Source organism: Tumebacillus lipolyticus (assembly GCF_042682745.1).
In the GTDB taxonomy this organism is placed as follows: domain Bacteria; phylum Bacillota; class Bacilli; order Tumebacillales; family Tumebacillaceae; genus Tumebacillus_A; species Tumebacillus_A lipolyticus.
Window position 1 is genome coordinate 386,499 of the sequence record NZ_JBHUIO010000009.1, and the last position, 14,354, is coordinate 400,852.

Sequence of the window (14,354 nt, forward strand, 5' to 3'; positions counted from 1 at the left end):
CCATCTTTCATCATACCAAACGATCACTCGTTTCGAAAGGGAAGATTTACCCCTAGAGGATCATTTGCGCATTGACATCGATCGACAGGTATCCTCCCGCCTTTTGCGCTTCTTGAGCCAGCTCTTGATAGACGGAGCGAATCTGCTCGGCGACCTGTTTGAACCGCCCATACTTGAGCACGACATTGAAGCGATACTTTCCTTGCAGTCGGGATAGCGGGGCGGGCGAAGTCCCGAGCAGCGTGACATCTTCTCGCCCGCCAAAGGCGTTGCGCAATCGCTCTTCTAGCTTGCGCGCGATCCGCAGCGACTCGTCCTCGTTCACATTGACCGAAGTAAAGGCGGTCAGCTCACAAAAAGGTGGATTGTGCACGCCGTAGCGCACGCGAATCTCATGTTGGAAAAAGCGATCATAATCTTGCTGTTTCGCAAATTGAACCGCGTAGTGTTGGGGGTTGTAGGATTGCACGATCACCTCGCCTGGCAGCTGGTGACGGCCTGCGCGACCTGCGACCTGGGTGAGCAGTTGGAACGTGCGCTCCGCCGCTCGAAAGTCGGGAACGAACAGGGAGGTATCGGCGGAGATCACGCCGACGAGCGTGACATTCGGAAAGTCGAGACCTTTGGCGATCATCTGCGTGCCGAGCAGAATCTGCGCCTCCCGGTTGCGAAAGCGCTGCAGAAGATCGGCGTGCGATCCTTTGCCCGACGTGGTGTCAACATCCATGCGGATCACGTTCACACCTGTGAAGACGCGGTTGAGCTCTTCCTCCACCCGCTGCGTCCCCGTGCCAAAATGGCGCACATGATCCCCTCCGCAGTCCGGGCAGACGTGAGGCATGCGCTCCGCATAGCCACAGTAGTGGCAGCGCAGCTGTTCCAACCCGCGAGCTTTGTGGTAGGTCAGCGGAATTTCACACTCCCGACAGCGAGCGACATAGCCACAAGAGCGACAGAGGACAAACGTGGCAAAGCCGCGCCTGTTCAAAAACAGGATGATCTGCTCGCCTTTTTCCAGCCGCTTTTCGATGCCCTGCTTCAGCGAGGAGGAAAACATCGAGCGGTTGCCTTCCTGCAACTCGTTTCTCATGTCGACCACTCTGACTTTGGGCAGGTTTTGTCCCAGCACGCGGTCAGACATCTCCAGCAGGCCGATCTGTCCTTGATGCGCCCACCAGCGCGTCTCCAGCGCCGGAGTTGCCGAGCCGAGAACGACAGTCGCACCATGCTGGCGCCCGCGATACATCGCGACTTCGCGTGCAAGGTATTTCGGATGATCATCCTGTTTATAGGACGCTTCGTGCTCTTCGTCGATGATCATCAGTCCGATCGATCGAAAAGGTGCAAAGATCGCCGAGCGAGCGCCGACGACGATCGTCACATCCCCTTGGCGAATTCGCCGCCACTCGTCAAACTTTTCACCGGCAGACAACCGCGAGTGCATCACCGCCACCGCATCTCCGAAGCGCTTTTTGAAGCGCTCGACCATCTGGGGAGTCAGCGAGATCTCCGGGACGAGCATGATCGCCTGCCTTCCCTGTTGCACACAGGAGGCGATCGCCTGCAGATACACTTCCGTCTTTCCAGATCCTGTAACTCCATGCAGCAAAAAGGTCTCCGGCTTTTCGCTCGCAACCGCCGCTGCGATCTGATCGTAAGCGGATCGCTGCAGCGGTGTGAGCGGCAACGGCTGCTCCAATCGGCCATGCTCGATGCCGTACGGGTCGCGCAACACCTCGCGCAGCTCTTTTTGCACATACCCCTTTTCGACGAGAGGTTTCAGCGTCGCAGTCGAGGCGTTCAACTCGCTCAAGACCGCTTTCATCAGCACCGGCTCTCCCTGATCGAACAGATAGGCGAGCACCTCTTTTTGCTTTTTGGCACGGCCGAGCTCTGCGAGCGCAGACTGAAATGACTCTCCCTGTACCGCACAGGTCAGGTAGACGACCGTCTTCATCTGCGCTCCTTGCTTGACCTGATACGATTCCTTCAAGATGCCCTTCGCCGTCCACTCGCGAAGGATCGACCTCCATCGCGGATGTTCGGCGATCAATTGCTCCTTCGTCCTGTTCGGAGATTCCTGCAAGGTGTGCAGCAGCTCCGCCTCCAGCGAACCTGGCGTCACGGCGGGCGGCTCGTCGACCAATTGCAGCTTGGTGCTCGCCTTGGCTCGCATCCCGCTCGGCAGCAGAGCTTGGACGGAAGCCGCTCTCGTGCACAGATACCGCTCCGAGAGCCAGCTTGCCAGCTCCACCAGATCGGGCGTGAGCGGTGGCTCGTCGTCCAGCACTTCCAAGATCGCCTTCGTCTTCGTCACATCGGCAGCTTCTGCCAGACCCACGATGTAGCCTTCCAATCGGCGCGGGCCAAACGGAACTAACACGCGAGTCCCGATGTGCACGCGGTCGCGCATCGCTTCTGGCACCTCATAGTGAAAAGGTCGGTCGACCCCCGAAGATTTTACCTCGACGATCACCTCAGCAAATCGCTTCGAGCTCATCGGGAAGATCGCCTCGTTCGCATGTTCAACACATGGTCGAGGATTCGATCTGCCACCTCAAGTTTGGAGAGCAGCGGAAGCGCGATCTCCGCCTCCCGATCGACGAGGGTGACGATGTTGGTATCTGTGCCAAAACCGGCGCCCGACTGCGAAACATCATTGGCGACGAACAGGTCCGCCCCTTTTCGCATCAGCTTCCCTCTGGCGTTCTCCAACACATTTTCTGTCTCGGCTGCAAATCCGACCAGCAATTGGTCGTCGCGCTTGCGCTGCCCCACTTCGAGCAGGATGTCCGGATTGCGCTCAAATTCGATCAGCAGATTGCCCTCTTTTTTCTTCAGCTTCTGCTCGTGGCGCAGCTTCGGTCGGTAATCGGCAACTGCCGCCGCCCCGATGATCACATCTTGCTCCTCAACTCGCGCCATCACCGCTTCGTACATCTCAAGCCCAGTCTGCACCTGAACGGTCGTAGCGCCCGAAGGCGGCGCAAGCTCGGACGGGCCGGTGACCAGCGTGACGAGAGCCCCGCGCCTAAGCGCCGCTTCGACGATCGCATATCCCATCTTGCCGGTGGAGCGGTTGGTCACATAGCGCACCGGATCGATCGGCTCGGCGTTCCGCCCTGCGGTGACCAACAGCCGGACTCCCGCCAGATCGCGCGGCTTGTCCCGCTCAGTGAAAAATGATTCGATCCATGCGGCGATCTCCTCCGGTTCCATCAAGCGGCCTTTTCCCGTCCACCCGCAGGCGAGATAGCCTTCGTTCGGCTCCGCAAACTGATACCCTTTTTCCCGGAGGTAGCTGACGTTGTCCTGAACGATCGGGTTGTTGTACATGTTCACATTCATCGCCAGCGCGAAGAGCACAGGTGCGGTCGTCGCCATGATCGTCGTCGTCAGCATGTCATCTGCGATGCCGTTTGCCACCTTGCCGATCACGTTGGCGGTGGTCGGAGCGACGACGATCAGGTCTGCTTTGTCTGCGAGGGCGATATGAGCCAATTCGGACGGGTCTGGCTCGGTGAACGTGTCGAGATGCACCGGCCGTTTGGTCAGGCTTTGAAAGGTGAGCGGGGTGATAAACTTTTGCGCCGATTCGGTCATGATGACATGCACGTTCGCACCCGCTTTTGTCAAAAGGCTGGCAAGCGATGCCGTTTTAAAAGCGGCGATTCCGCCTGCGACGCCAAGCACGATCGTTTTCCCTTTTAGCATGGTGACCGTCTCCTCTCCTGTCTTGTTACAAAAAGAAACAACCCGCAATGAGGTTGTTTCTCGTCTGTTTACTTGATGCCATCTTTTGTGCGCACGAATCGCACCTTTTCTTCGGAGATCTCGTTCAGCGCCACCGTAACGTTCTTGTTGCTCTGAACGGTGATCATCTTCTCTGCACCATCTTGAATGCGGCGCGCGCGCTTCGAAGCGGCGACCACCAGCGAATACTTGCTATCTGCAAGGTGCATCAACTTGTCAATGGAAGGATAAATCATCTACTTGCCACCCTCCTGAATCAAACAATTATAATATTCTAAGTTCCGAGAGACATTGCAACGCTCAGCGGTGATGATGCTGCGAACTTTGTTGCAGGCGTTCTCCACCACATCGTTGACCACAACATAATCGTATTCGGAGATGTACTTCATCTCATCGGACGCCGCACCGAAGCGACGGTTGAACGACTCTTCCGTCTCCGATCCACGACCGATGATCCTGCTGCGCAACTCATTGAGCGAAGGCGGCATCAGGAAGATGAACACGCCGTTCGGGAATTTTTCCTTCACTTGCAAGGCGCCTTGAATGTCGATCTCAAGCAGCACATTCTCTCCGGCAGCCAATGTTTCCTCGACGTATTTGCGCGGCGTCCCATAATAGTTGCCGTATACTTCGGCCCACTCCAAAAGCTCATCCTGCTTGACCATCTCTTGAAACTGATCGACCGATTTGAAAAAATAGTTGACCGCTTCCAGTTCCCCTTCGCGCGGTTGGCGCGTCGTGCACGAGACCGAGTAGTGAGTGGTATTCATCGTCGGCAACAACGCCTTGCAGATCGTGCCCTTACCTGCTCCAGACGGCCCTGACAAGACGATGAGCAACCCTTTTTGTATCATCTTTTTTCTCCTTCCGGACGTTGTGGTTTTACTCTTCGTCGTCTTGGCTGTTGTCTTTCGCTACCAGACGATGTGCCACAGTTTCCGGCTGAACAGCCGACAAGATGATATGATCGCTGTCGGTGATGATCACAGCGCGAGTTCTGCGTCCGTACGTCGCATCGATCAGCATGCCGCGATCGCGCGCTTCCTGAATGATGCGCTTGATCGGCGCAGACTCTGGAGAGACGATCGAAACGATGCGATTGGCGGAAACGATATTTCCAAACCCGATATTGATTAGCTTAATGCTCACGACCCATTCCTCCTAAATTCACTACCCTCTCTGCCTGCATTGTTGCCAGGAAGGATTCTTCTGATACCAGATCGGGATCTACTCGACATTTTGAATCTGCTCACGAATCTGTTCGAGCAACGCCTTCATCTCCACCACGTGTTGGGCGATCTGCAAGTCGTTCGCCTTCGAGCCGATCGTGTTCACTTCGCGGTTCATCTCCTGCACGAAGAAGTCCAGCTTGCGACCGATCGGCTCGCTTGCTCCGAGCATGTCTTCAAACTGTTCGAAGTGGCTGTCCAGCCGCACCAGCTCCTCGACGATGCTCGCGCGATCTGCGAGCAGAGCGACCTCGGTGAGCAAGCGCGCTTCCTCGATGAGCACCGCGCCTGCGAGCAGCTCTTTCAGCCGCTTCTCCAACCGCTCGCGAATCTCGCTGACGACAAGGGGGGCACGAGTTGAAACCGCTTCCTTGATCGCGCGAAGCTTGTCGATGCGACCTCTGACATCCTGAGCCAGTCTGCTTCCTTCGCTTTGCCGCATGATGACAAGATCGTCTGCCGCATCTGCTGCCAGCTGCACGAGCATGCTTCCCAAAAGCTCCGCATCCTCCTGTGCTTGAGTGACCTTTACAACATCCGGTTGCGAAATCAGGTCGGACAGACTCAGGCGTTCCGACATCCCCAAGCGTTCGGCCAGCGAATCGGCGGCCGACTTGATCTGCGCCGCCAGCTCTTCGTCCAGAATGACTGCGCTTCCGCTCCGCTCCACCCGATCGATGGTTATGTAACAATCAAGCCTGCCTCTCGACACGCGCTCCAAGATGACCTTCTTGATCTTGTCCTCTGCGAAGAGATAGTCGCGCGGCATCCGAACCACCACTTCCGCATAGCGATGATTGACCGCTTTGATCTCGATGAGAACGCGGTAGCCGCAATCGATCTTTTCAGCTCGACCATATCCCGTCATGCTTCTGAGCATCGAGATTCCCTTCTTTCGCCTCTATCATACTACGGAAATATGTAACAAGAAACAGTTTTCACTGTTTTTCGGGCTTTTCCTGCTCATATTACGCAATTTCTTGCCAAGATGCAAGCAAAAAGGATCGCGCGCCGCGAAAATGTGTGCGTGCGGCGAAGCGATCCCCGTTTTTAATACACGCCCTCGAAGACGATCCTCGAAGGACCTGTCATGTAGACGCGATTGTCAGACTCGCGCCATTCGATCTGCAGATCGCCGCCCTGCAAGTGCACCACCGCATTGCGGGACGTACGCCCATTCAGCACGCCCGCCACGACGACGGCGCACGCGCCCGACCCGCAGGCGAGCGTTTCACCGCATCCGCGCTCCCAAACGCGCATCGTCACCTCGTCCGGCCCATGCACTTGCACGAACTCGACGTTCGTCCGGCGCGGGAACAACAGATTGGTTTCGATCTGCGGGCCCGCTTGGTGCAGCCGCACGCTTTCCAGGCTCTCGACAAAGATCACCGCATGCGGGTTGCCCATCGAGACGGCGGTGAACCGAAACTCTCCGTCTGCGACCGAGATCGGGTGATCGATCACTCGCTCCGCTTCCACCTGCGTCGGAATCTCCCGACCTGCGAGCTTTGGCTCTCCCATGTCGACCGTCACCTGCGCGACTTCTCCTCGTTCGATCACAAGCTTCAGACGCTGGATGCCGACGCGAGTTTCCAGCAGGATCTCTTCCTTGTCGGTCAGCTGTTTGTCAAACACGTACTTGGCGACACAGCGCACCGCGTTGCCGCATTGCTCCGCCTCCGTGCCATCCGCATTGAAGATTCGCATCGCGAAGTCGGCCCGCTCGTGCGGCAAGATCAACACCAGTCCGTCCGCCCCGATGCCGAAGTGGCGGTCGCACACGCTTTGGGCCAGCGAGTCGATCCGGTCTGGAACGGAAGAAAACTCGGCAACGACCACAAAGTCATTGCCGAGACCATGCATTTTCGTAAAGTTCATCTCTCTATTTCCTCCTAGCGCCCGAAATCCCGAGCTGTGCCGTGCTCCTGCGGGTGACGCGGCGCGCCGCGAGGGCGAACGTCGGGATGGCGGCGGCGATCAGCACGATCATCCAATCGACGAGTCCGAGCGGAACGGTGCGGAACACCGGTTGGAACGGTTCGATATACATGACGCCGAGCAGCAGGCCGATCGAAGAGATCACGGAGAGGACCAACCATCTGTTCTCAAACAGATTGCGCGAGAAGATGCCCCCTTCGACGCTTCGGCAGTCGAACACGTGAATCAGCTGCGCCATGACGAGGGTGGTGAAAGCCATCGACTGCGCCTTGATCAGATCATCGGGCTCCATCTGCAGGGAGAACCAGAACACGGCCAGCGTCGCGACGCCGATCAAAATGCCCCGCGAGAGGATCTTGAAGCCGAGCCCGCGGGCAAAGATCGATTCGCGCACGTTGCGCGGCGGCTTTTGCATGATGTCCTTTTCCGCCTGGTCAACCCCGAGCGCGATCGCCGGCAATCCGTCTGTGACCAGGTTGACCCAGAGGATTTGGATCGGCACCAGCGGCAGCGGCATCCCCATCATCATCGCCAGGAACATCGTCACGATCTCCCCGACATTGGAAGCGAGCAGATAGCGGACGAACTTGCGGATGTTCTCATAGATGCCCCGACCTTCTTCGATCGCAGCGACGATCGTCGCAAAGTTGTCATCCGAAAGGATCAAGGAAGACGCTTCCTTGGCCACATCGGTCCCGCCTTGCCCCATCGAGATGCCGATGTCTGACGCCTTGATCGCCGGCGCGTCGTTCACGCCGTCGCCAGTCATCGCCACCACATGACCGTTCGCTTGCAGCGCTTTGACGATTCGCAATTTATGTTCAGGCGACACGCGAGCGAATACGTAAATATCCTCGACGCGCGCCTTCAGATCTTCATCAGACATATTATAGAGATCGTGTCCGTTGACTGTCAAACCGCCAGACGGCAGGATGCCGAGCTGTCTGGCGATCGCTTCTGCGGTCACCTGATGATCGCCTGTGATCATCACCGTCTTGATCCCAGCCCGTTTACAGCGACTGATCGCCTCCATCACTTCTGGTCGCGGCGGATCGATCATCCCGGTCAGCCCGACAAAGACGAGATCTCGCTCCGCGTCCTCACCGTGAAACTGCTTTTCACTGCGCAGCGGGCGATAGGCGACGGCGAGGCAGCGCAAAGCTTCCGCTCCCATCATATAGTTCGCCTGCATGATGCTCTTGCGCATCGCGCGGGTCAAGGGCGTGACTACGCCGTCCACCAGCATGTACCCGCATCGCTCAAGCAGCACATCCGGCCCACCTTTGGACAGCATGAACAGGTTGCCTTTCTGATCGCGGGTCAACACGGACATCATCTTGCGCGTCGAGTCGAACGGGATCTCGGCCAAGCGCGGCTGTTGAGCTTCCATGTCCGGGCCATGCAACCCAGCCTTGGCTGCCATCACCATCAGCGCGCCTTCTGTCGGATCGCCTTGCACCACCCAATCGACCTGCTTTTTCACCTGCTCCTGTCTGAGCACAGCGTTGTTGCACAGCACGGAGATTTCCAGCAGGCGCAACAGGTCGGGTCGGCGGGCGAGCTCCGCTTTTTTTCCGGCGCAATAAAATTCGCCAGTCGGATCATATCCGGTTCCTGTCACTTCATAATATTGCCCTCCTGTCCAGATCCGCTGCACGGTCATCTTGTTTTGGGTCAGGGTGCCCGTCTTGTCGGAGCAGATGACGGTCGCACATCCGAGCGTCTCCACCGAGGGCAGCTTGCGCACGATGGCGCGTCGTTTGATCATGCGCTGGACGCCTAAGGCGAGCGCCACGGTGACGATCGCCGGCAGCCCTTCTGGAATCGCCGCGACGGCGAGCGAGACGCCGGCGAGGAACATCGTATACATGTCATTGCCGTGCAGGATGCCGAAGAGCACGACGATCGCCGTGATGCCGAGCGCTACGTAGACCAAGATCTTGCCGAGCTGATCGAGCCTGCGCTGAAGCGGAGTCTCCGTCTCCTCCGCCGTTTGGATCAGGTCGGCGATCCGCCCCATCTCGGTGGTCATGCCGGTGGCGACGACGACCGCCTTCGCTTTCCCGCGGGTGATCATCGTGCCCATGTAGGCCATGTTTTTGCGATCGCCGAGCGCCGCATTGACTTCCTGTATGCATCCGCTCGACTTCTGCACCGGCAGCGACTCCCCCGTCAGCGCAGACTCTTCCGCCTCAAATCCGACGCACTCAAGCACCCGGACGTCTGCGGGGACGCGATCGCCGCTCTCCAAAAAGATCACATCGCCCAAAACGAGCTCAGCAGCAGGGATGGTCCGCTTCTCCCCCGCGCGGTTTACCAGCGCGCTCGGCGCGGTCAACTGCTTGAGCGAAGCGAGCGACTTTTCAGCTCGCAGCTCTTGGTAGAAGCCGAGTATTCCGTTGACGATGATGATCGCAATAATCGTGATCGCATCTGCGTGCTCCCCGAGCAATCCTGATACCAGGGTTGCGCCGAGCAGCACCAACACCATAAAATCTCGGAACTGGTTCAGGAACAAGGTCAGCCATGATTTCTGCTCTGCTTCGTTCAGCCTGTTCTCCCCGAATCGTTCACGCCGCTTGTCCGCCTCTGTGTTTGTCAGACCGTCCACCGGCACGGAGAGCATCTGGAGTACATCATGTACCTCCATCGTATGCCAATCATTCTTCTGCACCAGGTGCCACCCCTTTTTCCACATCGTTGTCCTGAGAACATGTCTATGCTCGATCGATCGGAGGTAGACCAAGCATGACAAGCGGGCAACATGTCCGCCCTGCGGGGTGCAGAAGCAAAGGATTCCATTGCCATTCCACCTAATCCCAAGTATAATGTCTAAAATGCTGGCACGTTCCCAAACGAGGAAGTGCCTTTTTTCATATCGAGGTGATTTTCATGGCATTTGACGGCATCGTTCTCCGCGCGGTGACGCGCGAGCTGACCGAATCGCTTCTGACCGGTCGTGTCGATAAAATCTATCAGCCGCTTGAGCGCGACCTGCTCTTGCACATCCGCCGTGGCGGCAACAATTACAAGCTGCTTCTCACCGCCAACCCCACCTTTCCCCGCGCGCATCTGGTCACCGAGTACCAGGGGCAAAACCCTGCAGAACCGCCGATGTTCTGCATGCTGCTGCGCAAACATTGCGAGGGTGGCCGCATCACGCGCATCGAGCAGATCGACAATGAGCGCATTCTCCACATCGCCATCGAGAACCGCGATGAGTTGGGCGATCTCACCGAGCGCATCCTCGTCGTGGAGATCATGGGGCGGCATTCGAACGTCATCCTGCTCGACCCTGCCGAAAATCGAATTCTCGACTCGCTGGTCCATGTCAACTTCGGCACGTCTCGCCACCGCGAAGTGCTGCCTGGGCGCACCTATGTAAACCCGCCGGAGCAGGGCAAGGACAACCCGTTTTCCGTCTCGCTCGGCAATTTTCAATCTCTGCGCGACGAGCGAGCCGACCTCGCTTTTGATAAGTTTCTCGTCGCCTCCTTCACCGGCATCTCCCCGCTGCTCGCCAAAGAGATCGCCTCTCGACTAGCGAGCGCAACCCCGACACGAAACGAAGAATGGCAAGCGTTTGCCGAAGTGATCACCTCCTGTCGGGAGCATCGCTACCTGCCGACGATCGTATACCTTGCGGAGCGGCCAAAGGCGTTCTCCTGCATCCCCCTCACGCATGTCGAAGGCGAATCACACAGCTTCGCCTCGATCAGCGAGGCGGTGGAGAGGTTCTATTCGGAGAAGGCGTGGCGTGATGCGCTTCGCCAGCGCTCACAAGACCTGGAGCGGCTCGTCAACAACGAACTGCAGAAGAACGTCAACAAGATCGCCAAGTTCGAAGCGATGATCGACGAGTCATCCGAAGCGGAGCAGTACCGGATCTACGGCGAGCTGATCACCGCCAACCTCTATCAGATTCAGCGAGGCAGCCAATCGGTCAGCGTGCAAAACTTTTATGACGAAGACCTGGGCATGCTCACCATCCCGCTCGACCCGGCGCTCTCTGCGAACGAGAACGCGCAGAGCTACTTCAAGAAGTACAACAAGGTGAAAAAGTCGATCCCGATCCTGCACCGACAGATCGAGGAGACGCGAGCGGAGATCGCCTATCTGGAAAACATCCTTCAGCAGCTCTCCACCGCCACCTGGAGCGACATCGAGGAGATTCGTGAAGAGCTGCAGGCGGAAGGCTATCTGAAGATCAAGCAAAAGCAGCTCCCCAAAGGAAGGAAGCCCGCCAAGAAAAAAGAGGCACCGATCAAGCCCGAGCGCTACCTCTCCACTGACGGCATCGAGTTGTTCGTCGGCAAAAACAACCGTCAGAACGAATATTTGACGATGAAGTTCGCCCACAACACCGACACATGGCTGCACACGAAAGACATCCCTGGCAGCCATGTTGTCATCCGCGCCAAAGAAGTCCCCGAGCGCACTTTGCTCGAAGCGGCGCAACTGGCAGCCTTTTTCAGCAAAGGCCGTGAATCGAGCCAAGTTCCGGTCGATTACACGCTGATCCGCCATGTCTGGAAGCCGAACGGGGCCAAGCCGGGATTTGTGCTGTACGACAACCAAAAAACGCTCTATGTGACGCCGCAAACGCCTGTCGCGCCGATGTGATCGGCCAAGACGCACCTGTTTCAAACGGCGCTCGCAGGAGCGACAAGCGTTTGACCTGGCTCCTGCGACCCGTTCCGCCTAAAGCGCCAGACCCGTTCTTCTCCGCTGAGGAACGGGTCTTTTTTCGCGACCGCGCTCACAGAATTGTTTTTTCCCGCTGTGCTATCATAACGAAATGGAGGCGAATGATATTGGCACTGATCGAAGTTCGCAATTTGCGAAAAGAATTTAAGCGATTGATTCCCAAGACGGGCTTTCTCTCCGGGGTCCGCAACCTGTGGAATACAAACTATCACACACATGTGGCGGTGGATGACATCACCTTTCAAGTCGAGGAGGGAGAGATGCTCGGCTACATCGGCCCAAACGGTGCCGGCAAGTCCACCTCGATCAAAATGATGACCGGAATTCTCGTTCCGACTGCCGGCGAGATTTCGATCGCCGGCCTTACCCCTTGGAAACAAAGGCAGGAGCACGCGCAGAACATCGGCGTCGTCTTCGGACAAAAAACGCAGCTCTGGTGGGACATCCCCGTCATCGAAAGCTACAAAGTGCTCAAGACGATCTACAAGATTCCAGACAATCTCTACCAAAAAAATCTAAACACGTTTCGCGAGCTGTTGGAGCTCCACGAGTTCGAAAACACGCCGGTGCGCCAACTTTCGCTCGGACAGCGCATGCGTGCCGACTTGGCGGCCGCCATGCTGCACAATCCGCGCATCCTGTTCTTGGATGAGCCGACGATCGGCGTCGACGTGCTCGCCAAAGAGCGCTTGCGCACCTTTATTCGCGAGATCAATCGCGACCGCGGCGTGACGGTGCTGCTGACCACCCACGACATGACAGACATCGAGAAGCTATGCAAGCGGATGTCGATCATCGATGACGGCAAAATTCTGTACGACGGCTCGATCGACCATCTGAAATCTCAGTTCGGCAGCGAGCGCACGCTGATCATCGAGTTGGATGACGCACCCTATTCGCTCAACATCCCCGACACCCGCGTGTTGCGAGAAGAAGGAGCGCGCATCTGGCTTTCCTACAATCGAGATCGACTCTCCGCATCCGATGTGATGATGAAAGTCGCTGCCGGGCACACGATCCGCGACTTGACCGTCGAGGAGCCGGAGATCGAATCGATCGTTCGAGAGATCTACGAAACGGGGATGACCACCCGCCAGAAGGAGGAGCCGCATGTCGCTGTTCTGGACGTTTAGCCGCCAACTCTTCTTTCAACAGTCAGCCTATCGTCTCAATTTCTGGATGGAGATGCTCGGCCTGTTTTTGCAATTATATGTTGTCGCCACGCTCTGGCGCGTGCTGTTCAATCAAACACCTGCCTCTTTCGAATCGATGACGCTCGACCAGATGATCACCTACGCGGTGCTCGGCATGCTGATCGGCTCGGTGCTGTCGATCGATGAGGGCGTCCATACGTACATACAGACACAAGTCCGCATGGGCATGATCACCTCCGATCTGATGAAGCCTGTCGATTTTATGTTGCACATGATGGCGCGCAACTTCGGGCTGATGGTGACGCGAATCTGCTTCTTCCTCTTGCCGCCGCTCGTCGTCGCCTACTTTCTCTTTGACTTGATGTTGCCCGGCCCGCTTCAGACGCTCGCGTTCGTGCTCGCCCTGTTGCAAGCTTGGGTCATCCTCTTTTTCTGCAATTTTTTGTTCGGCCTGATCTCGTTTAAAACGCTCGATCTGCTCGGCTTTATGTTCACCTATTTTGCCCTCGTGCGCTTCGCCTCCGGGCAGATCATCCCGCTGTGGATGTACCCGGATGTGTTGCAGCCGCTCCTGTACGCCTTACCCTTCCAAGCGATCTTCTACACACCGCTCGGCATCTTCACCGGCGTGTTTGCAGGTGAGCAGATCTGGCAGGGCCTGCTGATCCAGACGGCGTGGATTCTTGGGCTGTGGGTGCTCGCTCGGCTGATCTGGACGCGAATCCACCGCCATCTGGTCGTGCAAGGAGGTTGAGCCCGATGCGAGAACATTTTACCGTCTACCTGTCGATGCTTCGCGCAGCCGTCCTTGCCCGCTTAGAATACAGAGCCGACTTTCTGATGGGCATCGCCGGCGTTTTCATCTTAAACGCCGGAACGCTGGCCACCTCTTGGGTGCTGCTCAGCCGCTTCCACGATCTGAACGGCTGGATATTCTGGGAGATCGTCTTCCTGTACAATCTCTGGTTGCTCGGTCACGGCATTCGCGCTGTGTTTTTCCGCCACATCAACATGCTGGAACAGTTTATCGTCGAAGGGACATTCGACCAGCTGCTGACCCGACCTGCCAATCCGCTCGTCCAGTTTCTCGGCCGAGAAGTTCACTACTTGGGCGTCGGTGACATCCTGCTGTCCTTGTCGATGCTCACCCTCAGCTACCAAAACCTGCACCTTGACTGGAGCTGGTGGATGTTCCTCTGGTTTGGCGTCATCGCGCTGTCTTCGGCGCTCGTAGAGGCTGCGCTCACCTTGATTCTCGCCTGCACATCCTTTTTCACCACGCGCTCGCGGGCGATCGTCAACGCTGCCTCGCTGTTCTCTTGGGGCGTGGTTCAGCAATATCCGATCGACATGTTCAACAAAGCGTTGCGAGGCATCGTCACGATCCTCCTGCCCTTTGCGTTTATGAACTACTACCCCTCCCTGCTCTTTCTTGACAAGCAGGACCAGGTCCCGTTCGGTTTTCTGACCTGGTTCACCCCGCTCGTCGCCCTGTTGCTGACGCTTTTGGCGATTCGCATGTGGAATTTCGGGATCACCAAATACCAGAGCACCGGCTCTTGAGCGCACCGAC

12 protein-coding genes are annotated in these 14,354 nt (G+C 57.3%); 4 read left to right on the forward strand and 8 right to left on the reverse strand.

From position 1 onward, the window contains the following. Positions 1–52: 52 nt before the first annotated feature. From priA to ACFSOY_RS15955, 8 genes are all read right to left on the reverse strand, one after another. Positions 53–2,500, reverse strand: coding sequence for a primosomal protein N' (gene priA / locus ACFSOY_RS15920; RefSeq protein WP_386048252.1), 2,448 nt, complete (start codon positions 2,498–2,500; stop codon positions 53–55). Beyond that, a complete protein-coding gene (coaBC, locus tag ACFSOY_RS15925; RefSeq protein WP_386048254.1) occupies positions 2,497–3,714 on the reverse strand; it encodes a bifunctional phosphopantothenoylcysteine decarboxylase/phosphopantothenate--cysteine ligase CoaBC in 1,218 nt (405 codons plus the stop codon). The genes priA and coaBC overlap by 4 nt, the downstream gene beginning before the upstream one ends. 68 nt (positions 3,715–3,782) lie before the next feature. Further along, the gene (gene rpoZ, locus ACFSOY_RS15930) at positions 3,783–3,989 is read right to left on the reverse strand and encodes a DNA-directed RNA polymerase subunit omega (RefSeq protein ID WP_386048256.1); all 207 of its coding nucleotides are present in this window, start codon (positions 3,987–3,989) and stop codon (positions 3,783–3,785) included. Further along, positions 3,990–4,607 (reverse strand): guanylate kinase, encoded by a 618-nt coding sequence (gene gmk / locus ACFSOY_RS15935; RefSeq protein WP_386048258.1) that lies wholly within the window; start codon positions 4,605–4,607, stop codon positions 3,990–3,992. A 28-nt stretch (positions 4,608–4,635) separates the two neighbouring features. Continuing rightward, positions 4,636–4,902, reverse strand: coding sequence for an extracellular matrix/biofilm regulator RemA (remA, locus tag ACFSOY_RS15940; protein WP_087457736.1), 267 nt, complete (start codon positions 4,900–4,902; stop codon positions 4,636–4,638). A 78-nt stretch (positions 4,903–4,980) separates the two neighbouring features. Further along, positions 4,981–5,862 carry a YicC/YloC family endoribonuclease gene (locus ACFSOY_RS15945; RefSeq protein WP_386048261.1) on the reverse strand — a complete coding sequence of 294 codons (882 nt, stop codon included), beginning with the start codon at positions 5,860–5,862 and terminating at the stop codon, positions 4,981–4,983. Positions 5,863–6,032: 170 nt separating this feature from the next. Next, on the reverse strand, positions 6,033–6,860 hold the full coding sequence (gene dapF / locus ACFSOY_RS15950) for a diaminopimelate epimerase (protein WP_386048263.1): 828 nt from the start codon (positions 6,858–6,860) through the stop codon (positions 6,033–6,035). A gap of 4 nt (positions 6,861–6,864) precedes the next feature. Further along, positions 6,865–9,594: a calcium-transporting P-type ATPase, PMR1-type gene (locus ACFSOY_RS15955; protein WP_386048265.1), complete on the reverse strand. Its 2,730-nt coding sequence runs from the start codon at positions 9,592–9,594 to the stop codon at positions 6,865–6,867. Between the two features lie 218 nt (positions 9,595–9,812). Between ACFSOY_RS15955 and ACFSOY_RS15960 the strand changes: the two genes are divergently transcribed. The 4 genes from ACFSOY_RS15960 to ACFSOY_RS15975 all read left to right on the forward strand — a co-directional run bounded on the left by ACFSOY_RS15960 (position 9,813) and on the right by ACFSOY_RS15975 (position 14,344). Beyond that, positions 9,813–11,543 (forward strand): Rqc2 family fibronectin-binding protein, encoded by a 1,731-nt coding sequence (locus tag ACFSOY_RS15960; protein ID WP_386048267.1) that lies wholly within the window; start codon positions 9,813–9,815, stop codon positions 11,541–11,543. 185 nt (positions 11,544–11,728) lie between these two features. Next, positions 11,729–12,760, forward strand: a complete 1,032-nt coding sequence (locus ACFSOY_RS15965) for an ABC transporter ATP-binding protein (protein ID WP_386048269.1) — start codon at positions 11,729–11,731, stop codon at positions 12,758–12,760. Continuing rightward, a complete protein-coding gene (locus tag ACFSOY_RS15970; protein WP_386048271.1) occupies positions 12,738–13,535 on the forward strand; it encodes an ABC transporter permease in 798 nt (265 codons plus the stop codon). Before ACFSOY_RS15965 ends, ACFSOY_RS15970 begins: the two co-directional genes overlap by 23 nt. A gap of 5 nt (positions 13,536–13,540) precedes the next feature. Continuing rightward, on the forward strand, positions 13,541–14,344 hold the full coding sequence (locus tag ACFSOY_RS15975) for an ABC transporter permease (RefSeq protein WP_386048273.1): 804 nt from the start codon (positions 13,541–13,543) through the stop codon (positions 14,342–14,344). The last annotated feature ends 10 nt before the right edge of the window (positions 14,345–14,354 follow it).

Excerpts from the sequence above, each read along its gene's own strand:
- priA (WP_386048252.1), bottom strand. The coding sequence starts at position 2,500 with ATGAGCTCGAAGCGATTTGCTGAGGTGATCGTCGAGGTAAAATCTTCG.
- coaBC (WP_386048254.1), bottom strand. The coding sequence starts at position 3,714 with ATGCTAAAAGGGAAAACGATCGTGCTTGGCGTCGCAGGCGGAATCGCC.
- rpoZ (WP_386048256.1), bottom strand. The coding sequence starts at position 3,989 with ATGATTTATCCTTCCATTGACAAGTTGATGCACCTTGCAGATAGCAAG.
- gmk (WP_386048258.1), bottom strand. The coding sequence starts at position 4,607 with ATGATACAAAAAGGGTTGCTCATCGTCTTGTCAGGGCCGTCTGGAGCA.
- ACFSOY_RS15945 (WP_386048261.1), bottom strand. The coding sequence starts at position 5,862 with ATGCTCAGAAGCATGACGGGATATGGTCGAGCTGAAAAGATCGATTGC.
- dapF (WP_386048263.1), bottom strand. The coding sequence starts at position 6,860 with ATGAACTTTACGAAAATGCATGGTCTCGGCAATGACTTTGTGGTCGTT.
- ACFSOY_RS15960 (WP_386048267.1), top strand. The coding sequence starts at position 9,813 with ATGGCATTTGACGGCATCGTTCTCCGCGCGGTGACGCGCGAGCTGACC.
- ACFSOY_RS15965 (WP_386048269.1), top strand. The coding sequence starts at position 11,729 with ATGATATTGGCACTGATCGAAGTTCGCAATTTGCGAAAAGAATTTAAG.
- ACFSOY_RS15970 (WP_386048271.1), top strand. The coding sequence starts at position 12,738 with ATGTCGCTGTTCTGGACGTTTAGCCGCCAACTCTTCTTTCAACAGTCA.
- ACFSOY_RS15975 (WP_386048273.1), top strand. The coding sequence starts at position 13,541 with ATGCGAGAACATTTTACCGTCTACCTGTCGATGCTTCGCGCAGCCGTC.